Here is a 26633-nt window from a genome sequence, read left to right on the forward strand (position 1 = left end):
ATGATTTGGTGCGTTCAAATTCCACAAAATTAATATTACTCTACGTTGCACTTTTTCTATTTGCTTATAAAATTATAAAGACCACTGGGTTTAATTTTAAGCTTTTAGTAATGTTCTCTATTGTATTTAGATTATTGTTTCTATTTGCTACTCCGAATTTATCACAAGATTTTTATCGATTTATTTGGGATGGACGGATGGCTTTAGAAGGGTTTAATCCTTACTTATATACACCAGATTACATCATAAATCAAGCTGGAACAAAAATTAAATCAGCACAAGAGCTATATAATGGTATGGGAAGTTTAAGTGCGAAGCATTTTACAAATTATCCGCCAATTAATCAACTCTGTTTTGTAATAGCAAACCTATTTCCTGGACAAAGTATTTTGACCTCAGTTATCGGTTTAAGACTTATAATTATTTCAGCTGACATTGGCACCTTATATTTTGGAAAAAAGCTTTTAGGACGTTTAAAATTGCCATCTTCTAATATCTTTTGGTACATTTTAAATCCATTCATTATCATAGAACTAACAGGTAATCTTCATTTTGAAGGTGTCATGATTTTCTTCCTTGTTTGGTCATTTTACTTATTACACTCTGGCAAATGGAAATGGGCAGCTGTCGTCTTAGCTTGTTCTATTTCAGTAAAATTAATTCCATTGATGTTGTTGCCTTTATTTTTTAATCATTTTAAAAGCTCCCAAGCCCAAAACAAACCAACAACATTTTTAGACACCATTAAACATCTAAATTTCCCACGATTAGTTGCTTTTTACACCATCGTTATCAGTACTATAATTCTGCTTTTTATTCCATTTTTTTCAATGGAATTTGTAAATAATTATTCGAAAACTGTTGGGTTATGGTTTGGGAATTTTGAGTTTAATGCTAGTATTTACTATCTCGCCAGAGCAATAGGATATGCTATTACTGGTTATAATGAAATTGCCATAATTGGTAAGATTTTACCCATTATTTCATTACTAATTATTTTAGGCTTTTCATTCTTTAAAGACAATAGTAATTTACAAAAACTGATAACCTCAATGTTATTAGTATTCACGTTGTATTTATTTTTAAGTACAACTGTTCATCCTTGGTATATTGCAACTTTGGTAATTTTAAGTGTGTTTACCAATTATAAATTTCCATTAGTTTGGTCTGTAGTGGTTATTTTGAGTTATTTGGCTTACACAAGCCCTACATTCTCTGAAAACTTATGGGTTATTAGTATTGAATATATCATAGTTTTCACATTATTTATTTGGGAAGTGACTACAAAAAAAAGACTACTAGTTAACCAGTAGCCTTTTATATATTTCTAATTTAATCATTAAGATTTAACCAAAATCTTCATCTTCTGCTCCAGGTTCTAAATCTGGATCGACAACTGCATTTGGATCATCATCATCAAAGTCTTCATAATCATCTTCATCATAATTTTCCATAGTCTGCTCTAGCTTTGTACTTACTTTTACTAAATACTTAGTGTCTTCAGTAGTAACTTCAACAGCCTCTACAATTTCATTTTTTGCATTTTTAAACGAAATCACATTACCATCATCATAACCATGTGGATATTTCTCCACAAGAAGGGCTAAAATTTCTGGTGTTAATTTTTTAAAATCAACTATAACTCGTTTTAGATGTGCGTCTTTCGGTTTCATTTTCTGATAAAATTTCTAGTGCTAATTTTTTTTAAATATAATACTTATTTGCTTACTCAAATAAAATGATAAACATCTTTTTTAAGTAATTACAAAATTTATATCCTCAACTTACATGCCCAAAATATAAGCAAAAATCAACGGAGCTACAATCGTTGCATCACTCTCAATGATAAATTTTGGGGTATCAATATCTAGTTTTCCCCAAGTTATTTTTTCGTTTGGTACTGCACCAGAATATGAGCCATAACTTGTTGTACTGTCACTAATCTGACAAAAATAACTCCAGAATGGTGTATCTTTTCGCTCCATATCTTGGTATAACATTGGTACTACACAAATAGGGAAATCGCCTGCAATGCCACCTCCAATCTGAAAGAAACCAATACCATCTTTAGAATTATCTGTGTACCAATCTGCTAAAAACGTCATGTATTCTATACCAGATTTCATAGTGCTTGCTTTTAACTCGCCTTTAAGTACGTAGCTTGCAAAAATGTTTCCCATGGTGCTATCTTCCCAACCAGGACAAACGATAGGTAAGTTTTTTTCTGCAGCAGCATACATCCAAGAATCCTTTAAATCTATTTCGTAATGCTCCTCTAAAACACCAGATAATAATAATTTGTACATATACTCATGTGGTAAATAGCGTTCGCCTTTAGCTTCAGCATCTTTCCAAATTTTAACGATATGTTCTTGTATTCTTCTAAAAGCTTCCTCTTCTGGTATACAAGTGTCTGTTACTCGGTTTAAGCCTTTCTCTAGTAAGTCCCACTCATCTTGAGGTGTTAAATCTCTATAGTTTGGCACACGTTTGTAATGCGAATGTGCTACCAAATTCATGATATCTTCTTCTAAATTTGCACCTGTACAAGACACAATTTGCACTTTGTCTTTACGAATCATTTCTGCAAATATCTTTCCTAATTCCGCAGTACTCATAGCACCAGCTAAAGACACTAACATCTTTGCTCCAGAATTTAATTGGTCTTCGTAACCTTTTGCTGCATCAACTAAAGCAGCCGCATTAAAATGTAAATAATACTTTTCAATGAATTTTGAAATTTCGCCTTTATTAGTAGTCATCTTCAGTTTGGAATTTTGATTTCTTCTTTCCTTGGTTATTTGCATCGTTAAAGTTACTCTCAAAAGTATCATCACTATCTTGGTTTTGAAACTTGTAGCTTAACATTTTGTAATAGAGTTTTGCTGCTAAGAAGTCGGATGATTTTTCATTTTCATTCGGACATAATTCAACCATATCAAAGCCAACTACATTCTTTTCTTCAAAGACTTGTTTTAAGAAATCTAACGTTTCGTAATACAATATTCCTCCTGGTTCTGGTGTGCCAGTGCTCGGCATAATTGAAGGGTCTAGTGCATCTAAATCGAATGTAATAAATACATTATCTGTCATTTGGTCTATGGCAGAATCCATCCAACTATCGTCTTCTGCCATCTCGTGCGCAAAGTAGGTTTTATCAGTATCCATAACCGTTTTTTCAATACTATCCATGGAACGAATCCCAACTTGAATTAAATTGGTAGTTTGGCTCGCTTCATATACAGCGCATGCATGGTTACAGGTAGAACCTTCATAGCTTTCACGTAAATCTGCGTGAGCATCGATGTGTAAAACCGTTAAATCTGTGAACATTTCATTGAATGCTCTAATGGTACCAATTGAAATAGAATGTTCGCCACCAAAAACAGTGACAAATTTATTTTTTTTGATGTATTTTTTTGTTGCTAAATGAACCGCTTCTACCATAGATTCTGGCGACGCGTTTTCTGTTACCGCATCTGCTAAGAATACGCCTTGATGGTAAACTTCAGAATCTGTTTCAATATCATAAAGCTCCATATTTTCGGAAGCTTCTAAGAAAGCATCAGGACCTTTGTCTGCGCCTTTTTGCCACGTACTTGTACCATCATAAGGTACAGGAATTAGAACAATTTTAGCAGTTTCTAATTTTGCTAATTCTTCTGGTATACCTGCGTAAGTTTTTGTTTTCATGTTTACTTCCCGTGAAAACGGGAATCTTTTTAATTGTTATACTTTTCTAATACACTCCTAAGAGCTTCGCTCGGTAGCTTCAAAACAAAAAATATTTTGTTTCTCACTAATCCATAAGGGGACAATTTAACCGAGAGGCTTATTTTTTTTACTTTAAAATTTATCTTTTAAAAGTTATTTCAACTTAATCTATTTTCTAACAGTGAAGCAGTCTTAATTCTTGACTCTTCTATCTCTTTTTCCTCTTTAATCTCAGTTTCATACCCCAAAATAACGAGAAGATTTTCACTCTTTTGTTGCTCTGCGAATACATGAGTACTTAGATTTCCTTCTGCATCTTTCTGAATTAAAACATGCTTTGGTGTTGGAATTAAACAATGCTGTAAACCGCCAAAACCTCCAATAGTTTCTTGGTAAGCTCCTGTATTAAAAAAGCCAATGTATAAGGGTTTGTCTTTATTATACTTTGGTAAATAAATGGCATTAACGTGTTGTTCACTGTTGTAATAATCATCGCTATCGCAAGTTAAACCACCTAAAAGCACACGTTCGTAACTATCATTCCAACGGTTAATTGGTAACATCACGAAACGTTTGTTAATTGCCCAAGTATCTGGTAATGTTGTGATGAAAGATGAGTTAATCATGTTCCATTTTTCACGATCGTTCTGTTGCTTCTGATACAGTATTTTATAAATAGCACCTCCACTTTCGCCTACTGTGAAACTGCCAAACTCGGTAAAAATGTTAGGTACATCAACTCCTTCCTCATCACAGACCAATTTAATTTGATTTACAATTTCGTCTACCATATAAGCGTAATCAAAATCGAAAGCCAAAGAATTTTTAATAGGAAAACCTCCTCCAATATTTAAGCTATTTAAAGATGGACAAATCTTTTTTAGAGCTATATAAACCTTTAAACACTTTGTTAATTCGTTCCAGTAGTACGCATTATCTCTAATCCCTGTATTAATAAAAAAGTGTAACATTTTTAGCTCTACTTTTTCATTATCTTGAATTTGAGATTTGTAAAAAGGCACAATATTTTTATAGCCAATTCCTAATCGTGATGTATAGAACTCAAACTTTGGTTCTTCTTCTGAAGCAATCCTAATACCAACTTGAAATTTACATTTAATTTCTTCAGATAATAAATCAATTTCTTCATAATTATCAATTATAGGAATACAGTTTTTGTGACCATCATTGATAAGCTCAGCAATATTAGTGATGTACTTTTCGCGTTTAAAACCGTTACTTAGCACATAGGTTTTATCAGTTATTTTACCCTCTTTTTTAAGCGCACGTACTATATCAATATCAAAAGCAGAAGAGGTTTCAATATGAATATCATTAGTCAACGCTTCATCTAAAACGTGTTTAAAATGTGAACTTTTAGTACAATAGCAATAATTGTATTTGCCTTTATAATTGTGTTTTTCAAACGCATCAGCAAACCAGGTTTTTGCACGCTGAATGTTATTAGAAATTTGAGGTAAATAGGTAAACTTTAAAGGTGCTCCATGTTCTTCAACCAATTTCATTAGGTCAATATTATGGAAGCGTAATGTTTTGTCCTCAAGGGTAAATTCGTCTTGTGGAAAGTGAAAGGATTGATCAATGAGATCAATGTATTTATTGTTCATGATGTTATTCTGGTAAAATTCCCAACGCATGGGACTTAAGTATGTAAAATAAAAAAAATATGTGTAAACTCTGTTAAGGCTACGTTATATCATACTTGAATCTGGTTATGTGTAGTAGGTACAAAACCATAAACATGCTGACTAGCAGCAATTGCAGTAGCGGAAGTTAGCTCTAAAATTCGGTTACTTAACCTGTAAGCTGCTCTTGAATATGACTTCTTAATTATCAAGAACCCGAACATATAAACATGTTTCAATTGTTTAGCTTAAAATGGCTTTTAAAATCTTAAATAGATAATACCAATTTTCGGCACAAATCTATATTATTTATCAATATGAATAACATTTTTTGTTTTTTTTCTAACCGTTATAAACATATGAAAACCAAAAATTTAACTAAAACTATGAGAATCAACAACGTTAAAGCCTATAACAAATTACAGAAAATGAATCTAATAGCACAGGGAATCCGTAATGCTCATAATACCCATAATTTTTTTTATGGAAACCAGATTCTTAATATCTCCGGATAAAATTCTACGCATATAAAATTCCTACAAGCAATCTTTAAAAGTCCAATAGGAATTTACAATTGTTTTTTATTTCTTACCTTAGCACCTAATATCATTGTGAACTAATCACTTTTTCAAGATATAATTCATCCCAAAGAATTTAAAAAAGAATGTTAGTGCTTCCTACGACAGAACGTTAAAAACAAAACTCATGAGTAATTTAGCCAGCATTAAATCTGAAATAGAAAAATATGCTAATCAATCTAATCTAACCGAAACACAAATCGTTGAAAGGTTAGAGAAACACTACTTCAATAAAAAGGTAAACGATAATTTAAAGCTATATAAAAAAGGCAAAAAGAAAGTGAGTGATATAACCAAAGACTTAAAAATTTCGCCAAGAAAATTCTACGCGATTTTAGCAAAAAAGAATATCGTTCATAAAAAATATAATAAAGATTCAAAAAACGCATAACTGCACCACCTTTACTGAATCTCAAATAGAAAAATTTTATTCAATTCCACCGTTTTTCTATAAAAAGGAAAAAATCTCAGGCTTAATTAAACCTTTTGTTACTAATAAAGTCTAATGAGAAACTATTCTCATTTGATGAAAATAAAATTTCAAAGACTATCTTTTCTAGTTTTTTTTATTTGTTTAATAACGAGTTGTAATGCACCTAAAAAAACGGAGATTTCCGAGGTTAAGGTCTATAACTTTGATCAATTAGAACCACAACTCTATACTGAAAGTAGCAATGTAACCATTGTGAACTTTTGGGCTATGTGGTGTGCTCCTTGTGTAAAAGAATTACCTTATTTACAACAATATGCGAATGAAAATACGGATGTAGAATTGTTATTAGTAAGTTTAGATTTCCCAAAAGACATTGACACACAACTCAAACCTTTTTTAATAGAAAATAACATTTCTGCAAATGTTGTTTTACTAGACGATCCTGACTCTAATACTTGGATTGACAAAATAGACCCTAATTGGTCTGGCTCAATTCCTTTTACCATAATCTATAATAATGAAAAGCGTTTATTTTATGAACGCGCTTTCGAAAATATTAACGACTTAGAGAATGAAATTTATCAAAACTTTAATTAATAATTAGAATGAAAAAAATAAGTGTATTAATAGCTGCTGTTGTCTTATCTACAACTGCATTAGTTTCTTGTAAAGACAAGGCTAGCAACTCTGAAGAAACAATAACTGAAAACCAAAAACATGATCCAAATGGGCATCCACCTAAAGGGCATCCACCTAAAGGCAAAGGAGATCGAAAAGGACCTCCTCCAGGTGGTGGACATGGACCAGAGCAAACTAAAACTTTAGAAGAGATTGGTGGCTATAAAATTGGAGATGTTGCTACCGATTTCAGCCTCAAAAACGTAGATGGCGAAATGGTGTCTTTAGCTAGTATAGAAAATGCCAAAGGTTATATCGTAACCTTTACTTGTAATGAATGTCCGTTTGCTAAACTTTACGAAGACCGTTTAATAAAATTACATAACGAATATGCACCTAAAGGCTATTCTGTTATTGCTATTAATCCTAACAGCCCTGAAAACGAAAAAGAAGGTTATGCTGCAATGCAAACACGTGCTAAAGACAAAGGGTTTACATTTGCATATTTAGTTGATGAAGGTCAGAAAATATATCCTCAATATGGTGCTGTAAGAACACCTCATGTGTTTTTATTAGATAACGAAAGAAAAGTACAATACATTGGATCTATTGATGACAACGCTAAATCATCAGAAAATGTAAAGGTAAAATATGTTGAAGATGCAATAGCTGCATTAGAAAAAGGTGAAAAGCCAAGTCCTAATCTTACAAAAGCAATTGGCTGCCCAATTAAAGCAAGCACAATGTAATATAGAAAAATTATAAATTGATTGATTGATAGCAAAGTACTCGAGTTTTAAATGTAACGAGAGTACTTTTTTTTTATTAAAATTTGAAATAGAACTTGGCTAATTTTAATATTACTTTAAAAGCTTCACTGACCAAAAACACTACTTTACTAATTCATTGGTTGCTGTTACTCAAAACTATTATTAACTTGTAAGCATAACATCTAGATTTGAAGGAAACAAAACACAGATATTATGAAACAACATGTTAGATTACCTCAAAAAAATCATTTGACTACTTTTAGTTTTATTGGCCTTTTGCTACTTACTTATTTTATAAGTAATCCTATTTTCGGGCAAACAGAAAACGAAAACAAGGCAACATCAATTACAAAGGAACGCATTATTAAAGGCATCGTTAGCGACGAAACAGATGTACTACTTGGTGTAAACATTGTGCAAGAAGGCACAGTCAATGGCACAACAACCAACGAAAAAGGCGAATTTACATTTCCTAAAAAATTGAATGTAGGAGATGTTTTGCTTTTTAGTTACATAGGTTATGAAACTCAAAAAGTAGTAATAAAAGAAGATACATCGTTTATTACATTAAAGTTGACTTTAGATGCTGTAACTATGATTGGTACTTTAGATGCTGGCAAACCGTACAAATCTAAACGTAAGGATTAATTACAAAACCCATAAACATCTTTAATTTAATTTTAGATTCATTATTTGAAAACGATAATAAAAATCTTGCTCTTCATTACTGCAAATCATTCTTTTGCGCAAATCTCTGATTTTAATCACATAGATTTTAAAAAAGCAGATAGCATAGCTTTGTCTTACACTAATGAAGGGCTTTATAATTTACCAAAATTAGCTTTTCAATTGACAAACGATTTAGATACAGATGCGGAAAAATTCAGATCTATTTATTTTTGGGTTTGTCATAATATTTCTAATAATTATAGTCTATATCTAAGAAATAAACACCAACGTCATCGTCTTAAAAATGATAGCATAAAGCTTAAAAACTGGAATGATAACTTCAAAAAAAAGCTTTTCAAAAAATTACTAAAACATAATACAACAATTTGCACAGGTTACGCTTATTTAGTGCGAGAACTCGCCAATCTTGCCAATATAAAATGCAACATTATTCAAGGATATGGTAGAGTAAGCACAACAAATATTGAAACATTAGACTTACCTAATCATTCTTGGAATGCGGTAAAACTAAATGATAAATGGTATTTATGCGATCCTACTTGGGCTAGTGGTATTCCTAATCCCAAGACAAATAGTTTTAGCTTTCAATATAACAATGGTTTCTTTTTAGCTGAACCAAAACTGTTTGCAGTAAATCATTTTCCGGTTGATGAAAAATGGTCGCTTATAGAAGATAATGCAGCTACCTTTAAAGAATTTTTAGCTGCACCTATTATTTATGGCAAAGCTTATGAAAGATTAGATAATCATATCCTTCCTAAAGAAATGCATCAAACTATTAAACGCTTTGAAAATGTAAGGTTTGAATATCAACTAAAAAAACAGATTCAACCAAAGGCTGTTGTATTTAAAATTGATAATGGCACAAGTATTGAAAAAATCGAACCTATGAATATTTCCGTTCAAAATTCAACCTTAAAAATAGAACACCAATTCACAAAAAAGGGCTTTTATGATGTTCACTTATATCTAGAAGACCATTTAATTGCAACGTATACTTTTAAAATAAAAAGCTGAATATTAAAGCATTTTTAAAGTATTCACTTCTTGCTCAGTTAAATGTTTCCAGTGACCACGAGGAATATCTTTTTTGGTTAAGTGACCAATTGCTACACAATCAATTTTTACGAGGTCGTAATTAAAATGATCAAAAATAGTACGAAGAATAGTGTTACCAGTATTTTTGATCTTTATACCTACTTGGTTTTTAGATTCGCCTTGTATATAACTAATCTCTTCTACTGCAACGAGTTTCCCTTCAACTTTAAATCCTTCTTGTATCTTTTTTAAGTCTTCAAATTTTAAGTTCTTATCTAACTCAACTTGAAACAATCGTGCTACACCATTTTTGGAGTTGGTAAATTTTTGTACCACTTTATCATCGTTGGTAAACAGCAATAACCCTAAAGAATTTCTACCTAACCGACCTATTGGCTTTATATTTGCACTAGTTGCATTTGCAACCAAATCCATTACAGTTCTTCCTTTTCCTTCTGCTGTTGTTGTCGCAAATCCTTTTGGCTTATTTAATAACACATACACTTTTGCTTCTGGTGTAATACGTTGTCCATCAAACTTAACCTCATCAGAACGCTTAACCTTATAACCCATTTCAGTGACAATTTTACCATTAACAGTCACTAAACCAATAGCAATATTTTCATCTGCTTCTCTACGAGAACACATACCAGAATTAGCTATGTACTTATTCAGACGGATTTCATCTGAATTAGATGCTTGCTTCGCAGGTTTCGGTTTCTTTTTAAAAGGAGCATTTCCTCTAGTAAAACTTTTGTTTTTACTATTAGCATTTCCTCTTCCTGAAGTTTTCCCTTTTCCCTTGCTATCTTGATTTCTGCTCATGTTGTAATTTTTCGCAAAGGTATAACAATAGTTGATATTAACTACTTAATTTCTACAGTTGTTTGTCGTTCAGTGTTTACGGTTAGTTTAGTAATATCTGGTCGAGAATAATGACCAACCGGATCAAAATTTTGACGTTCTTCTAAAACACGATTAAAATCTATAGTTTGAATAATTAAACCTTCTTTGTGTAAAACTGGTTCTATAATCCATTCGCCATCTGGTCCTGCAATGCAACTTCCTCCATTCGCTAAATTTTCTGGTGCATTTTTTAGTATGGCATCTAAGTGTGGTGTGTTTTCAGGAAAATCTGTTTTTGACATTAAACTCGATACCGAAACCACAAAAGAGCGTGATTCTTTAGCAATAAAACGCGTAATCTCTTTTGTATTATGATCACTACCTGGCCAAACTGCAATATGTAAATTTTCTCCTTGGCCATATAATGCAGTCCTTGGCAACGGCATCCAATTTTCCCAACAATTAAGTCCGCCAACGGTAAAATCTTTGAGAGCATGCACTTTTAAACCATTACCATCACCTGGTGCCCAAGTTAAACGTTCGTCATAAGTTGGTTGTAATTTTCTATGTACAGACTTGATATCACCTATTTCATTTATATAAACTAAAGAGGCATAAATACTATGACCACCACGATCTATAGGTCGTTCTATTATACCCAAATAAATTGCTATTTTATTAGATTTAGCAAGGTTACAAACCGCATCTAATTCTCCTTTTTCTATGCTAATAGCGTTTTTAACGTAATGTGCATGTAATTCTTTGTTTACTTTTTTATCCCACTCTGCACCACCTGTTAACGCTAACCAAAATGGATAACCTGGTAATAACGCTTCTCCAAAAACAATTAATTCACAATTTTCTTTTGAAGCTTCAACTATTGAACTTTCAATTTTGCGTAATGTAGCTTCTTTGTCTAACCAAACAGGCGCTATTTGAGCCATTGCAATTTTTAAAGTATGATTCATTTATAAACGGTTTAAAACAACTGAAACATCAATTAACAAAATAGATAAAACACCAGCTACGATAATAAATTTTAAGATATTATGAAGTATAAGGTAATGAGTCTTCTTATTTGATTTTAGTAAAATTATGAGATAAATAAGCAATAGTATGATACTAAGATAAAAGTAATAATACATATGACCTATCTTAAAAAATAGTATTAATAAGATCGCAGAAATTATTGTAGAAACGCCAACTACGGTTAACATGAGTTTAGACACTTTTTCTCCGTATACCACTGGAACCGTTCTATAGTTTAGAGCCAAATCACCTTTTATATTTTCTAAATCTTTAGTGAGTTCTCTCATAGAAATGAGCAAAAACAAAAAGATACCATGCGCAAAAACTACTTTTTCAAAATTTTGATAATATATAAAAATAACGAAGAATGGCGTAACCGTTAATATAGCAGAAACCATATTCCCTATAATAGGTTGCTTTTTTAAGCGATGTGAATAAAACCAAATTGCAAAAATATAGAACGCAAAAAATAATACGGCTTTAAACGACACGTAGCTTGCAAAAACAACAGCTAAAAAGTTAAGTGTAAAATAAAAAGATAGCTTGGTATTTTGACTTACCAATCGATCTAACATTGTTTTTCTAGGTTTGTTAATTAAATCCTTCTCCGAATCGTAGAAATTATTAATAATATAACCTGAAGCAATAGTAGCCGTTGATGCTAATACAAGCATAAGCAAACTAACATCTAATAAAACAGATTTTAAGGGTTTGTGATGTGCAAAAATATAAACCGAAGCCAGATATTGAGCAACAACAATAACAAGAATATTATAGCCTCTTACTACAGAAAACAAACTAAAAAATTTAAGAAGAATGTGTTTCTGCCGTCTTGATAACATGGCTTATATATTGGTAAACTGCTAAACTAAATTCAAAAAAGGACCTTGATTAAAAATTATAAACTACTTCTAGCTTTTGTCCTTTTAAAGCTTCTTTTGCTTTTTCAATATTCTCTGTAAAGCCTAAGATATAGCCTCCACCACCAGAACCACAAAGTTTTAAATAATAGTCGTTGGTTTCAATTCCCTTTTTCCAAAGTTCATGAAATTGTGAAGGAATCATTGGTTTGAAGTTATTTAATACAACTTTAGATAGTTGTTTAGTATTATGAAATAATGACTTTATATCACCTTTTAAGAAATCATCTACACAAGCATCTGTGTGCTTTATAAATTGGTCTTTAAGCATACTACGGAAACCTTCATTCTTCATGTTTTCCATAAAAATACTTACCATTGGCGCAGTTTCACCAACAATACCACTATCTAATAAAAATACGGCACCTTTACCATCGGTTTGTTGCGATGGAATACCTGTAGCTTCTATATTATCTTTAGAATTAATTAAGATTGGAAGGCTTAAATAACTATTTAAAGGATCTAATCCAGACGATTTTCCGTGGAAAAAAGATTCCATTTCAGAAAAAATCATTTTTAATTTTAGCAATTTTTCTCGAGTAAGATTTTCTAAAACTGTAATCTTATCTGACGCATATTTATCATAAATCGCAGCCACTAGTGCACCGCTACTACCTACACCATAACCTTGTGGAATGGAAGAATCAAAATACATACCTTTATTTACATCACTCTGCAAAGTAGTAATATCAAAAGACACTAATTCTTTATCTAAATCCTTTAAATATGCAACATAGCGCACTAAACTCTCATTAGATTTCACAGCTTCCTCAGTAGGATTTTTATCTACCTTAAGTGCTCCATTATAGAAATTATAAGGTATTGATAAGCCTTTAGAATCTTTTATAATTCCATATTCTCCGAATAATAGAATTTTTGAATAAAATAGTGGTCCTTTCATGATTTGAGAGCAATTACTTTAACAAATATACGTATTATAATTGTATTTGGTTTGCGCCTTGTCCGATTTGGTCACAAATGTATTGACCGTTTTGGCAATAGCTAACCAATTCATTCTTAATAAATTCTAGCACATTTTCCTTTTCATTTTCAGGATAAAGCACATGAACATTTGCACCAGCATCTAGCGTAAAACAAACTTTAGATTCTGTTTTTTCTCTGTAAGCCCAAATTTTATTTATTACTTCTAAAGTATTAGGTTTCATTAAAATAAAATAAGGCATGCTTGTCATCATCATAGCATGCAATGTAAGTGCTTCACTTTCTACAATTTTAATAAACTCATTTAAATCACCTGAAGCCAAAATGGTTTTCAATTTCGCCAAATTATCATGCGCTTGGGCAAAACGCTCTTTTGCAAAAGGATGACCATACATTAACTGATGACCAACTGTGCTACTCACTTGTTTTTCACCTTTATCTACCAGTAAAATAGCATCTTGATAATTACTAAAATTGGAATGTACATCACCTTCAAACTTTACACCATATAAATCTGAACTTTGAGTAAAAGTTTCATTTTCTCCCCAAACTACAATTTCTCCTTCAATACTGCGGCATGCGCTACCTGATCCTAATCTAGCCAAAAATGAGGCTTTTTGGTTGAAATAAGATTTGTTATCTATTTTAGAATTGCCATCATCAGTTTTTAGCTCTTTTTCAATACTCATTAAACACAACGCAATTGCGCTCATGCCAGAAGCGGAAGAAGCAATACCTGAACTGTGTGGAAATGTATTTGTGGTTTCAATCTTGAAGTGATACTCCTTTAAAAAAGGCATATAGACTTCAATACGCTCAAAAAATGTTTTAATTTTAGGCTTGAAGGCTTCATTCTTCTCTCCTTCAAAATAAACATCAAAACTAAAACCGTCTTCGTTCTTTTTAGAATACGTTATTTCGGTTATGGTTTTACAATCCGAAAGTGTAAAGCTAATCGAAGGGTTTTCTGGAATTTGATGCTTCTTTTTTCCCCAATATTTAACCAAAGCGATATTACTTGGAGAAGCCCATTTTACGGAACCGTTTTCTATTTTAGAATTATAAGTTTTAAGAATAAAGTCTTGTTCAGTCATTGCTTACTATATATCCGACAAAGATAAGAGTTTTAGCATTGTTTTATAATTTCTTGCTGTTGCAATGACATTTAATTTTTTCTCAAAATAATTTAAATTGAATTTTGAACGACCATAGCCGTTAGCACAAAACAAATAAATACAATCATTGAATATCACATACTCGTCATTTGGGTATGTTTTTTCTGAAGCATTTTCCACCACAAGAGCCTCTGGAATTTCGTTAAGTATTACAAAATAACTATCTGTCTTCTTCGAATCTAAAAATGGACAATTATTATAGATTAATAAAAGTTCTGCTCTAGTTTTTATTATTACTAGAACTTGAAAATCAAAATGTTTTAAAATGACTTTTTGAATTGTGTCTTCTAAAATATTACTGCTTCTTTCTAAAGATTGAAAAATAACGTTACCACTTTGTATATATGTCTTTACGTTTTGCAGGCCAGAATTCGTTAATAATTCTCTTAACTCTGCCATTGGCACTTTTTTGTGTCCACCAACATTAATTCCTCTTAACAGTGCGATATAAGTATGCATTATTTGTTAATAGATTGTGACACAATATAAGCGCCTGTCCATGCATTCTGAAAATTAAAACCACCTGTTACCGCATCTACATTTATTACTTCACCTGCAAAATAAAGATTAGGAATTCGTTTACTCTCAAAGGTTTTAAAATTAACATCTTTTAAATCTACACCTCCAGCTGTTACAAATTCTTCTTTAAATGTGCTTTTTCCTGTCACTTCAAAAATTGCTTTGGTTAATTGTGATGCTAAATTTTCTAATTGCTGTTTATTAATATCTGCCCAACGTTCGTTTTCACTAATATTAGAGGCTAAAACCAATTGTTTCCAAAGTCGCTTTGGTATATTGAATTGCGTATAATTGATTAATGTTTTCTTAGCAAATTCTTGTTTGTAATTTTTAAGCTCAGTTAAACAACTATCAAAATCTAAACTGATAAAATTCACTTCAATCTTAAAATTATAATTTCGTTTTGCTAATTCCACTGCACCAAAAGCAGACAATTTTAAAATAGCTGGCGCACTCATACCAACATGCGTAATGAGCAATGGTCCATTAGATTCTAAATCGGTTCCTACGACTTTTATTTCAGTGTTTTTGGCAACAACACCAGGAATATCTTTGATACGTTTATCCTTAATATCAAATGTAAATAGTGATGGCACTGGTTGAATAATTGTATGTCCTAAATCTGCTAGTAGATTCCATATTTTAGGATTACTTCCTGTGGCAATGACGAGTTTATTACAATCTATTGCGTTATGATTTGTTTCAATAGAAAAATTGGTTTCATTGGCTTTTATCGCTTTCACTGAATAATTATAAAGCACCTCAACGTTATGTTTTTGTGCTTCAGAAAGGAAACAATCTATAATCGTTTGAGATGAATTTGAAACCGGAAACATTCTACCATCTTCTTCAATTTTTAATTCTACACCTCGTTCTTCAAACCAAGCGATAGTATCACCAGTCATAAAACTATGAAAAGGTCCTAAAAGTTCTTTTTCTCCTCTTGGATAATTGCGTACCAATTCTGATGGAGTAAATTCCGCATGTGTTACATTACAGCGACCTCCTCCAGAGATTTTTACTTTTTGTAAACCTTCCTTTCCACGTTCTAAAATTGCAACGGATAGTTCTGGGTGTTGCTGCGCAATATTAATAGCGGCGAAAAAGCCTGCTGCTCCTCCTCCTATGATAATTATGTCTCTATGTGAATTCAAATAGCAATTTTAAGAAGTTGTGAGTTAATAATCTTTTCATTTTAAATGAGGAAAATTACCTTAATTAAAAACATAAAATTACGATGATATACATCAAGAGACTAATATTTCCTTTACTAATTATAGCAATATATAAGTCGCCTCTTTAACTATCTTCTCTATGGAGCTCCATAAACTACAGCTTAACTATTGATACTGATGATGGAAAACTCTTCTTTGACATAAACATGATAAACAATGGAGAAAAAAGTTAGAATAAATTTTTCTTAATAGCTTCAAATTGTTGCGTAACATGCTCTAAATCTGAAGTATTTTTAAGACTCCGAGAAGCATCTTCATATAAATTATTGGTTTCTTTCCTTAAGAGTTCTTTATAATATTCTACAACCGAATTTTGACTACTTAGTAACAACTTAATCATTAATAATAGCTTTTGTACAATTATAACATCACCCTTTCCATATGTTCTAAAGGCGACCATGACATTGTAAAGTAAATCTTCAAAATTTATTGTGTTTATTAATATTAGTGGTTTTTCATCGTCATCTAAACAATAAGCACAATCCTTCTTTTTTAATCGAATAAGAAATAATTCTGTAATATAATCTATGGCGTTTAAAGCAGTACCTGGATCATTTATACCTGGTGACATTGCCTTTACTGCAATTTCTGTAAGCTGTTTAAATGCTAACACATAATTATCTGCAACACGCTCACCTTTTGAATAAAGAAAGTTAGATAATATGTCGTCTTTCTGAGTGTCACTGATATCATTATTATACTTTAAAATTGGCATTTCACTTAGTACATATGTACCTTTAGCTGGAATGATTTCGAATTGCAAATTATGTTCTTTTGCAATTTGAGCCATTGCATTTATGGATATGTTCTGAAGATAACCAGACTTTTTTGACCTTAAAGTATTCCAATTCTCTGAATCAGGAAATTCTATCACACTTTCACTTTGACTATCAATTAAATCTACCAATCTATTTTTAGCCGTAGTAAAAATTCTGCTCATTATATTATTTACCTGAATTTCTTGAGAAATAGAATGTATAAAATATATGAAAGCGCCTAAACATACTGTCATGAAAAAAATAGAAATTAGAACCGAAAAACCAGGCAACTGATACTCCTGTCTTACAGGCTCTATACCTACTAACGTAAAAATGCAGTATAATAATGAAGCATTATAAATACCTAAGATAATTTGATGTCGCCTATTAGATATTAAACCTGGCAAAACTCTAGGAGAAAAGTTGCTTGATGCTCGATTTAACAAAATCATTACCATAGAGAAACTAAATACCATGATTGAGATTAGCCCAGCAACAAAGGTTGTTAATAAGCTACGTGCAATATCTGTATCATTAACAACTAAAATAGGCGCGTGTTTAGAAAGCATCTTTGATATGCCATGACTTTCTAAATAAAACATAAAAAATGCAAAAACAATACCTGCTATACTTATAATCGTGGGATAGAATGCAATTTTAGCTTCAAGTTGATATATAAACTTAAATGATTTGCGTAGAAAACTTATCATAAATTTTAAAAATTTAAATTAAATTCAAATAAGAATCTTAAGCCTTCCACACTGTTAAACAAATTAAATGTTCCCGAGAGGCTTTCTGCTGCAGTAATCCAAAAACCACCACCATAATCATTATGCCATTTATCTGAATTTTCATTTTTAAGCCATACTCTACCAACATCAAACCCGCCAAAAACACCAATTTTCAATGGAAGTGTATTTGTTTTAAATTGGTTAAAACTATAACGTAAATCAGTACTACCAACTAATGAGTTTCTTCCGGTAAAACGTTCATTTCTAAACCCTCGTAGTCCATTTCGCCCGCCAATATTTGCAGCTTGATAAAAGATTAAGTCATCTCCAATTCTAAATTGAGTCCTTAAATCTGTTTTTAATACTAATTTTCTATTTTGTGAAAGCGCATTATAAAAACCTAAATTAGAGTTAATATAACCATAAGTATTTTCTGTTTCTGCAAACTCTGTTTTAACGCCTAAATTGAGTAAAAAGGTCATTCCTCTTGTTGGGTTAAGTCGTTCGTCAAAACTATTATATGTGTACTCTCCTTCTATTGCTCCAAATACTCTTCTGTCATAAAATCCATCATTAGTTGCATCACTAAACTCAGAAATGAATCTATCTGAAGACTCATCAATTTCTATAGCTTCAAAAACAGTTCTAAAACCATAATTGCTACCAAAATTACCTTTCTTTAGAATTCCAGCTTTGAGCATATAAATACTTGTTCTTACTCTATTGTAATCTAAATCGAGGTCGTCATCTAAATTGATTGTTTCATTTCCATAACCAAAGAAATTATTTGTGAAATTATCTGAAGTAAATTGCCCTCCAATGTGTAAGTTCCAATCGTCCTTTATGTTGGCAAATTCTCCATCATAATTTAAAGAGAAGCCTTGCGTCGCAAAATAATAACCACCTTTAAATCGATGTTGATGCGAAAATGGATTACGTTGAAAGCCTTTCTTAGTCTTAATAAACTGAACTCCCACTAACATTCCATCATCTGGATTAAAACCAATTGCAGGTGTTATCACACTATTAGTAACTATATTTTTTTTAAAATCGAATAAATTTAAATTATAGACATCTGTTAACCTTACTACTCCTCTATTATTGACTTTTATAGTATTTGGTTTGCTTTTGTGATCATACACCTTTATTCGTCTGCCACTATTTATAATATAGGTATCATTTTGTTGACCGCCAATAAGTCTAGTGAAAATTAAATTATTTGCTTTTCCATTAACTTCAAATATGTCTTTATCGTCTAAACCATAAATCCAGATCTCCTTAGTTGTATCTTTATTAAAAGTTTTATCTACAAGCACTTCACTCTTTTCACCATCTATAATTCTATAAATTTTTACATTGGTTTCATTATCTCTTAATCTAGTGACTTCTATATAGTCATCCTTATCAGTACCTGTTAAAATCACTAACTCATTGAGATATGTATAATAGCGCTCAGCAATATCTATAAGATGAGCTCGTCTTCCCTTTAGTTTAACTTTAATATCTTCTAAAGTTTCATCTTGTACTTCTTTTGGTACTTTTAAAAACGCCTTATCAATGATTTCATCAGTAATATTCTCCTGAATAAATTTGGCATGTTCAAGCCATTTCTCTTTGGTAGATTTCTGAACCAAAATACGATCTAGCTTAACTCCTGCTGCGTTCATCCATTCAATATCTTTTAGCTCTGCATCATAGACTTGCAATTGCTTTGTAGAACCAGATATAACTTTCATAACATCTAATAACGCTCCATCGAAGTTAGAAAACACTTGATCTCTATCTCTTGGAATTGGCCTATATAGTTTATCACCATTTTCTTGATCAAATTGTGCCCATCGCCATTGATCTTGATGTCTATCCCAATCGCCAATTAACATATCAAAAAGTCGTGCTCTTACATAAGAATTTTCATCAATTTTATATTTCTCATCCTCTCTAATTTTCGCAATGATATCATGAGTGCTTTCAATGTCATCAGCGTAACCAAAGTTTCTTTCATCAGTATAATTTTCTTCTGGACGCTCTTCAATCATATAAAGTTCATCACCATACTCATCATTAAACTTTCCTAAGTTTTTATGTTTTGGAATGTAATATATCTTTGGATTTGTATGGTAAACCTGAGCAGCGTCAGATAAGTCTGGAACTACTTTAAATGCATATGGATGTGCTGCTGTATAAAAATCTTGAATTAGATCTTCTACTGCGGTTTTCTCAAACTCATCTTCTATATGAGTATTTTTAAAAACAACAGTTTGTAAATATTGTGTAGCACTTTTTCGTAACGCCCTCATATTTAGCTCCCTTCCATCCTTGGTTTTTAAGCGTAACGATTTTGTTTGGTGACCACCACCTGCTCGCACAACCTCTAAACCACCATATAATGTATCTAGTGTAGCCACCTTAGCTTTTATCTTTGTACCATAAATATCTCTATAATGACTTCCCCAAACCGACTCAAAAAACCCAGTTTTATCAGTTTCCTCAGCAGTATAAATAGATGTTTCAATTTCTTGTGGAAAAGTATCAGGCAAAACAGATACGTCATACGTTTTTGTAGGCTCAAATATCATTTTGGTAAATAACTTTTTAGCCTTACCGTTTTCTTCACCGAAAAATGAAACCCAACTGCTACCATCTTCATAAATGGTTAATTCTGCAAACCCTTGTTTTCCGTAAGAAAACAATCCATTATTATTAAGATTAGCATAAGATTCTTTAGCTCCAGATCCTGAGACAATTTGTTTTACATTTTCATTTTCTATATACTGTAAGGTATGTTCATGGCCTGAAACAAAAACAAGGTTCTTAGTATCAAAAGTTAACGTTTCAATTCGCTTCATTAATTTATTATAACGCTCATTGTAACGGTCTTGAATAGAAACGCCACCTTGAGTTCTTATCTGTGTAGCCAATGAGGCTAATATTGGTAACGGTATTTTTTTCTGGCCAGGAAAAAGGTGTTTAGAAAAAGCATACTGGCCACCATGCACACCATTTGTATACATTGGGTGATGCATCGCAAAGACAATTGTTTTGCCTTGAGCTTTTTTAAGTTCCCCTTCTAATTCTTCAAAAAAGCGTTCTCTAGTCTTTATTTCACACTCATCGTTAATAGTTGGATGATCATTCCAATTTTCTAAATACCATTGCGTATCAATGACTATTAACTGTACAGTTTCACTAACATCAATACTCTCTAAAGGACATCCATTCTCTGGTTGAAACGTATTTTTACCGATAGCATCTTCAATATACTTTTCTTCTCTCTTAACTCCTTTAACTCCATCTGCGTACCAATCATGATTGCCAGGAATAAAAAGAACTTCGCCATCAAACCCTTTGATTGATAATATTTGGCCATCTAATGCATTTTCTGCTTCAGCCCTTCCTTTTTTATCTTTCTTTGGTAAACCCGCTGGATAAATATTATCTCCTAAAAAAATCACAAAGTCCCCTTTAGTACTTTTATTTTTAGTGTAATTGTTAAAAGCTGTAAGACCTTTAGACATTCCGCCTTTAGGAGATTTCCCTGCATCTCCAATTAGATAGAATACCTTATCTACCTTTTTATTAGGCAAAACACCAGATTTATCATCTTCACTTTTATACAAGGCCTTTTCTGTTGCGCAAGCGCTTAATATAATTGACGATAGTATAATAATTGTTTTCTTGATAAAATTTCTCATGTGTATATTTATAATGTAAAGGTATATTAGATTAGTTAATGGATTTAATAACAATCTTAAAATATTAATCCATTTACGCACATTAGCGCGTAGAATTTATAAAATAGTAATTACCATTAGAAAAACAACAAAAATTGAATTGGTTATACCGCATCTTTAAAAAAATTACGACATAAACAACCAAAGTCTAATACTATCAATTCTGACTGTTATCTTTTATAAATAATTCTCTAATCTTGAAGTAATTGCGTTTCAAAGATTAATTCACTCGCTATAGTTTTATGTACAGGACAACGCGACGATATTTCTTTTAATCGCTCTCTTTGATCAGAATCTAAGTTACCAATAAACTTAAGCTTTTTACTGATATGATCTAAGTATTTTGGCTTATCAACTTCTAATTTTAGGTCATCACTGTGCTTTCTAGAATGCGAAACGTAAACATAAACCTCCTTTAAATCCCAATGTTTTCGCTCTGCATACATTTTTAGTGTCATTACAGTACAAGCTGCTAAGGCGGCATTGAGATACTCGTAAGGAGAAGGACCAAAATCATTACCACCAATACTTATGGGTTCATCTGCAATTAAAGCATGGTTTTTAGTTTGAATAGTTGTTGTAAAGTTATCTTCTACAATGTTGAGATGACCGACCAATTGTTCGCCTTCTGTACTAATCATTTTATTTTCTTCTTTAGGAAAATAACGTTTTGCCCAAGTCCCAATCATTTCACCAGCATATTGGCTATCAATTACATCTGTTAATAAATGATCTGCATTATCTAAAGTAATGAAGCTTTTAGGATGTAAGGCCGTTTTATACAACTTCTCAGCGTTTTCTACACCAACAATTTTATCAAAAGGCGAATGCATTATTAATAATGGCTTACGAAGATTTTTTACAACTTCTGGTAAATCTATTTTATCAAATTCTTTAACGAAATCATTATTTATCACAAATGGTCGCCCACCAATATTTACCTCTACATCATTGGTTGCGTTATTATCATCTATTTGATGAGAGAACAAATGTTTAACATGATCTACTGTTGCTGGTGCACCAATTGTTGCTACTGCTTTAACATCTGCAATTCTTGAAGCCGCTACAAGTACAGCTGCACCTCCTAAAGAATGCCCAACTAATAAACTTGGTGCTGTATAAGCTTGCGATATATATGCATGAACATCTATTAAATCTTCTACATTAGCAGAAAAATGGCTATCTGCAAATTTGCCTTCACTTTTGCCTAAACCTGTAAAATCAAATCTTATGACTCCAAAACCTTGTTGTGTCAGTGTTCTACTCACATTCCTAGCTGCATTGAGATTACTACTACATGTAAAACAATGCGCAAAAATGGCAAAGTAATTTGGCTTTTGATTTGCAGGCAACTCTAGATGAGCACTTAAAATATCTCCTTTTCTATTTTCAATTTTTAATTTTGTGTTTTTCATAATATACGCGATTCATCTATAGGTCTACAAATAATATGAAACCTTACCCAAATTTTTAAAAATCAAAGCCTAATTTAAATGCAAAACGCACACCTTCATCACTATTAAAAGCTGATAAATTAAGCGTTAATAAGTCTGCTGCAATAGCAAAAACGCCTCCACCAATTGACGTATTCCAATGGTCAGAATTCCCATTACTAATCCAAACTTTACCGTAATCAAAACCTCCATACAACCCAAGTTTCATAGGTGTTATGACAGTCCTTACTTTAGTTAGGTTTAATCTTAAATCTGTACTTTGTACAAAAGCACTTTTACCATTAAATCTTTGGTTTCTATAACCTCTTAAACCGTTATTAGCTCCTATTGTTGCGCCTTGGTAAAACTCATAATTATCTCCAATATTAAAATGTCCTCTAAGCTTTGTTGCCAATACTAATTGACCATTTGGAACCAATTTATAATCTAACCCAAACTCAGATATTACATAACCAAACCCTTTTGAGGTTTCTACATTATTTCTAAATCCGCCATGAATATTAAATAAGAATCCTAATGTTGGAAATACTTCAGTATCTGAATGTGCAAATTGGTAAGTGGCATCTGCTCCATAAAAAACATTTTCAACTTCTATATTATCACCAATTACCGAATTAATAAATCGTCCTTCCGTTTTTTCTACTTCTATAGACTCATAGGTTAAACCAAATTTAAAACTTGCACCATATCTACCTATCCATTTAAGAGACGGTTCAAACTTTAAGGTTTGAAGTTTTACTCTATTGTAATCTAAATTAACATCTAATCCATCTGATGTATCATCTTCTGGGTTTAATGAATCATTTCCATAACCAAAGAAATTAAATGCATAATTAGGGCTAGTAAAACGCAAATCTATACCTAAATTAAAATTACCAACTACTTTCGCAAAATCACCTATATAGTTTAATTCATAACCTTCAGTTGCAAAGTAGTAAGCTGCTGAAAGTTTATGCTGAGCAGTAAACGGATTACGCACAAAGCCATAAGTTGTGTAAACATTTTGAATCCCTAACTTAAATCCGTCATCAGGATTTGCGCCTAATGTTGGGATGATTTGGTTCGTACTATTTTTGAGTTTCTTATAATCGTACACATTTGTTTCATAATCATCAGTTAATATTATACGTCCTTTATCTGTAACAAATGTGTTTTTTTTGGATTTGTAATCATAGCAAATTAAACGTTTTCCATTTTCAATGTTATACTTATCATTATTTTGACCTCCTATTAAAATTACTTTGATATAGCTATCACCTTCTCCTGTGACCTCAAATACATCATCGTCGTCTAATGCATAGATCCAAATTTCTTTAGTTTCATTTTTATTATACGTTCTCTCGTGAAACTTATCCTTTTTTTCTCCTTTTTTAATCCTGTAAACTGTAACTTTTGTTTGTCCATTTGGTAAACGTTGTATATCAAACCAATCGTCTTTATTAGTCCCTTTAATAACGGCATACTCATTGAGTAATTCAAAATAACGATCTGATATCGCTTGAAGATTACCTCGTCTAGCTTTCAATTTTTTCTTAATATCCTTAATAGACTCACTTGGCATTTCATTTGGAATATTTGCAAAAGCTTTTTCTATGACTTCATCCGTGATACCTTCTTGTATAATTTTTACCTGCGCATCCCAATCTACTTTACCAGATCTCACTATAATTTCCATATCTAGCGGATAAGGTTCTACATTAACACCTTTTACATCTACTAAATCATTAGAATACGCCCTCAATAAACGTGCAGTTGGCATTAGTTTAACGGCTGTACCCAAAAGAAAACCATCTGACATTTTTGAGAACGCTTGATCACGATCTCTTGGCATTGGTCTATATATTTTTTTCCCATCTTCCTTAAATTCTATCCAGCGCCATTGATCTTGATGCCTATCCCAATCACCAATTAGCATATCAAACAATCTTGCTTTTATATACGAAGGCTCATCTATGATTATATCTTCATCTTTATGAATTTTTTTCATCATATCAAGCGTTGATAACAATTCATTTTGAAACCCAAAACTTGCTTTGTCATTATGACCTTCAGATGTATGTTCTTCAATCATATAAAGTTCATCACCATAGTCGTTATTATATTCTCCTAATCGTTCTTGTTTTGGTACAAAATAGAGAACCGGATTTGTATGATAAACACCAATTGCATCTGCTAAATCTCCAATAATCAATGGCGCATATGGATAAGAACCTGCAAAAACATCTAAAATTAAATCTTCGGTCGCAGTATTATCAAACTGACCATCAATAAACTGATCTTTAAAAAGTACAGCTTGTAGATATTGAAGAGCTTGTTTACGGACAGCTCGCATCACATATTGTGTTCCGTTTTTATCTTCTAACCTTAAGGATTTAGACTGATTTCCACCACCTTGCCTTACAGGAACTAAACCACCATATAGTGTGTCTAACTTTACATTTGGCACCATAACTTTGGTACTAAACTCTTTTCTATAACGATCTCCCCAAAGGAATTTTCGAAACCCAGTAACATCCGTTTCTTCTGTTGCATAAATAGAAGCCGTTGTATGCGACTCTAAATTTTCTTTATATGTTTTAAGTTCTAATGGTGCATCTTGCGGAAAAACTTCTGTTTCAAATACAATTGCATCTTCATCGGATGAATAGAAGGATACATGGGTAGAACCATCTGTGTAAACACGTAACGTAGCATAACCTGGTGTACTATATCCAAAAATACCAGCACCAACATTTCTTACAGCAGACACATTAGATCCTGAACCAGAAACAATTTGACGTAAATTATCATCAATTAAATATTGCAAACTGTGTTCATGACCAGATACAAAAACAACCTTATCATTTACTTGCGCTAGCGTTACTAAACGCTTTTTTAATTCGTTGTAGTACGCATTTTGTAAATCTGTTTCTACACGACCACTTGTTTTTCTAAAAACATTATTTAAAGTTCCTACAATTGGTGCAGGTGACCAGTTACTTTTTACACTAAACTGACCACCATGAGGACCATTAGTATACATGGGATGATGCAATGCTATAATTGTAGTTTTGCCTCGCGCTTTTTTAACTAAATCACTAAACTCATCTAAAAAATTCTGTCTTGTTTTTAATTCGCAGTCGTCATTAATAGTTGGTTGCTCGTCCCAATTGTTTATGTACCAATGCGTATCAACCAGAATAAGTTCAATGTCATCTGAAACATGAATTTTATCAATAGAACATCCATCTTCAGGTAAAAAACTATCTTTCCCTAATTCTTTTTCAACTATTTTTTCTTGGGCTTTTAAACCTTTGATTCCAGAATACCAATCCTGATTTCCTGGCAGAAAAATAGTTTTACCTTCAAAATTTTTAACTGCTTCCGTTTGCAACAGCAGCCTATGTTTTGCTAAATCATAAAATTTTGATGATTTATTTGGAATACCTTTTGGGTAGACATTATCACCTAAAAAAATAGCCGTACTCTTTTTATCTGCTTTTTCCAATTCAACTTTAAAAGCTTTTAAAGCATCAAAACTTTCGCCTAGGTTTGAGTCACCTGCATTACCAATAAGATAAAATGTATGCGCTAATTCTTTATGTTTTGGCTGGGCAACTTCTGCATCACGTACAACTTGTTTTTTATAAGTTGCACACGCATTAAAAACTAATATTGAGACTAAAAAAATCCCGTACTTGTATACTATTTTCATAAAAAAGGGTTGGTATTCAAAAATACGAATTAATTACCCTATTGTAGAATCTTAAAAAACTGAATTATAAGGTAATTAAATGACTATGAATCGTTGAAACAGGAATTAGTAA

At 31.9% G+C, this 26633-nt stretch carries 21 protein-coding genes; 6 read left to right on the forward strand and 15 right to left on the reverse strand.

Annotated elements, in window-relative coordinates; translation table 11 throughout:
* The first annotated feature begins 110 nt into the window (after nt 1–110).
* Nucleotides 111–1313, forward strand: a complete 1203-nt coding sequence (locus Q0891_RS12570; RefSeq protein ID WP_299102118.1) for a mannosyltransferase — start codon at nt 111–113, stop codon at nt 1311–1313.
* Between the two features lie 33 nt (nt 1314–1346).
* Here Q0891_RS12570 and Q0891_RS12575 read toward each other — a convergent pair whose 3' ends face one another.
* The 4 genes from Q0891_RS12575 to Q0891_RS12590 all read right to left on the reverse strand — a co-directional run bounded on the left by Q0891_RS12575 (nt 1347) and on the right by Q0891_RS12590 (nt 5342).
* Nucleotides 1347–1673: a hypothetical protein gene (locus Q0891_RS12575; RefSeq protein ID WP_299102120.1), complete on the reverse strand. Its 327-nt coding sequence runs from the start codon at nt 1671–1673 to the stop codon at nt 1347–1349.
* 111 nt (nt 1674–1784) lie between these two features.
* Nucleotides 1785–2762 carry a deoxyhypusine synthase family protein gene (locus tag Q0891_RS12580; RefSeq protein ID WP_299102122.1) on the reverse strand — a complete coding sequence of 326 codons (978 nt, stop codon included), beginning with the start codon at nt 2760–2762 and terminating at the stop codon, nt 1785–1787.
* Nucleotides 2752–3693 carry an agmatinase gene (gene speB, locus Q0891_RS12585; RefSeq protein WP_299102124.1) on the reverse strand — a complete coding sequence of 314 codons (942 nt, stop codon included), beginning with the start codon at nt 3691–3693 and terminating at the stop codon, nt 2752–2754. Before speB ends, Q0891_RS12580 begins: the two co-directional genes overlap by 11 nt.
* 179 nt (nt 3694–3872) lie before the next feature.
* Complete coding sequence (locus tag Q0891_RS12590) at nt 3873–5342, reverse strand: arginine decarboxylase (RefSeq protein ID WP_299102126.1); 1470 nt, start codon at nt 5340–5342, stop codon at nt 3873–3875.
* Between the two features lie 723 nt (nt 5343–6065).
* Between Q0891_RS12590 and Q0891_RS12595 the strand changes: the two genes are divergently transcribed.
* The 5 genes from Q0891_RS12595 (at nt 6066) to Q0891_RS12615 (ending at nt 9466) form a co-directional block, all read left to right on the forward strand.
* Complete coding sequence (locus Q0891_RS12595) at nt 6066–6329, forward strand: hypothetical protein (RefSeq protein ID WP_299102129.1); 264 nt, start codon at nt 6066–6068, stop codon at nt 6327–6329.
* A gap of 135 nt (nt 6330–6464) precedes the next feature.
* Complete coding sequence (locus tag Q0891_RS12600; RefSeq protein WP_299102132.1) at nt 6465–6968, forward strand: TlpA disulfide reductase family protein; 504 nt, start codon at nt 6465–6467, stop codon at nt 6966–6968.
* An 8-nt stretch (nt 6969–6976) separates the two neighbouring features.
* The gene (locus Q0891_RS12605; protein ID WP_299102134.1) at nt 6977–7738 is read left to right on the forward strand and encodes a thioredoxin family protein; all 762 of its coding nucleotides are present in this window, start codon (nt 6977–6979) and stop codon (nt 7736–7738) included.
* Between the two features lie 234 nt (nt 7739–7972).
* Nucleotides 7973–8407 (forward strand): carboxypeptidase-like regulatory domain-containing protein, encoded by a 435-nt coding sequence (locus Q0891_RS12610; protein WP_299102135.1) that lies wholly within the window; start codon nt 7973–7975, stop codon nt 8405–8407.
* Nucleotides 8408–8452: 45 nt separating this feature from the next.
* The gene (locus tag Q0891_RS12615; protein ID WP_299102136.1) at nt 8453–9466 is read left to right on the forward strand and encodes a transglutaminase domain-containing protein; all 1014 of its coding nucleotides are present in this window, start codon (nt 8453–8455) and stop codon (nt 9464–9466) included.
* A gap of 3 nt (nt 9467–9469) precedes the next feature.
* Here the strand turns inward: Q0891_RS12615 and Q0891_RS12620 are convergent, their stop codons facing one another.
* The 11 genes from Q0891_RS12620 to Q0891_RS12670 form a co-directional block, all read right to left on the reverse strand.
* Nucleotides 9470–10312, reverse strand: coding sequence for a pseudouridine synthase (locus Q0891_RS12620; protein ID WP_299102137.1), 843 nt, complete (start codon nt 10310–10312; stop codon nt 9470–9472).
* 41 nt (nt 10313–10353) lie between these two features.
* Nucleotides 10354–11301, reverse strand: a complete 948-nt coding sequence (locus Q0891_RS12625) for a carbon-nitrogen hydrolase family protein (protein WP_299102138.1) — start codon at nt 11299–11301, stop codon at nt 10354–10356.
* Nucleotides 11302–12204, reverse strand: a complete 903-nt coding sequence (locus Q0891_RS12630; protein WP_299102139.1) for a geranylgeranylglycerol-phosphate geranylgeranyltransferase — start codon at nt 12202–12204, stop codon at nt 11302–11304.
* A 49-nt stretch (nt 12205–12253) separates the two neighbouring features.
* Nucleotides 12254–13183, reverse strand: coding sequence for a mevalonate kinase (locus Q0891_RS12635; protein ID WP_299102141.1), 930 nt, complete (start codon nt 13181–13183; stop codon nt 12254–12256).
* Between the two features lie 34 nt (nt 13184–13217).
* Complete coding sequence (locus Q0891_RS12640) at nt 13218–14318, reverse strand: diphosphomevalonate decarboxylase (protein WP_299102142.1); 1101 nt, start codon at nt 14316–14318, stop codon at nt 13218–13220.
* 6 nt (nt 14319–14324) lie between these two features.
* Nucleotides 14325–14858: a DUF1697 domain-containing protein gene (locus tag Q0891_RS12645; protein WP_299102143.1), complete on the reverse strand. Its 534-nt coding sequence runs from the start codon at nt 14856–14858 to the stop codon at nt 14325–14327.
* Nucleotides 14858–16072: an NAD(P)/FAD-dependent oxidoreductase gene (locus Q0891_RS12650; RefSeq protein ID WP_299102144.1), complete on the reverse strand. Its 1215-nt coding sequence runs from the start codon at nt 16070–16072 to the stop codon at nt 14858–14860. The genes Q0891_RS12645 and Q0891_RS12650 overlap by 1 nt, the downstream gene beginning before the upstream one ends.
* 250 nt (nt 16073–16322) lie before the next feature.
* Nucleotides 16323–17621 carry a DUF2254 domain-containing protein gene (locus Q0891_RS12655; protein ID WP_299102145.1) on the reverse strand — a complete coding sequence of 433 codons (1299 nt, stop codon included), beginning with the start codon at nt 17619–17621 and terminating at the stop codon, nt 16323–16325.
* Between the two features lie 5 nt (nt 17622–17626).
* Nucleotides 17627–21334 carry a metallophosphoesterase gene (locus Q0891_RS12660; protein ID WP_299102146.1) on the reverse strand — a complete coding sequence of 1236 codons (3708 nt, stop codon included), beginning with the start codon at nt 21332–21334 and terminating at the stop codon, nt 17627–17629.
* A 230-nt stretch (nt 21335–21564) separates the two neighbouring features.
* Nucleotides 21565–22788, reverse strand: coding sequence for a bifunctional alpha/beta hydrolase/OsmC family protein (locus Q0891_RS12665; RefSeq protein WP_299102147.1), 1224 nt, complete (start codon nt 22786–22788; stop codon nt 21565–21567).
* A 55-nt stretch (nt 22789–22843) separates the two neighbouring features.
* Nucleotides 22844–26521 carry a metallophosphoesterase gene (locus Q0891_RS12670; RefSeq protein ID WP_299102148.1) on the reverse strand — a complete coding sequence of 1226 codons (3678 nt, stop codon included), beginning with the start codon at nt 26519–26521 and terminating at the stop codon, nt 22844–22846.
* Nucleotides 26522–26633: the final 112 nt, after the last annotated feature.

This window comes from uncultured Winogradskyella sp., from assembly GCF_947498005.1.
Lineage (GTDB): Bacteria > Bacteroidota > Bacteroidia > Flavobacteriales > Flavobacteriaceae > Winogradskyella.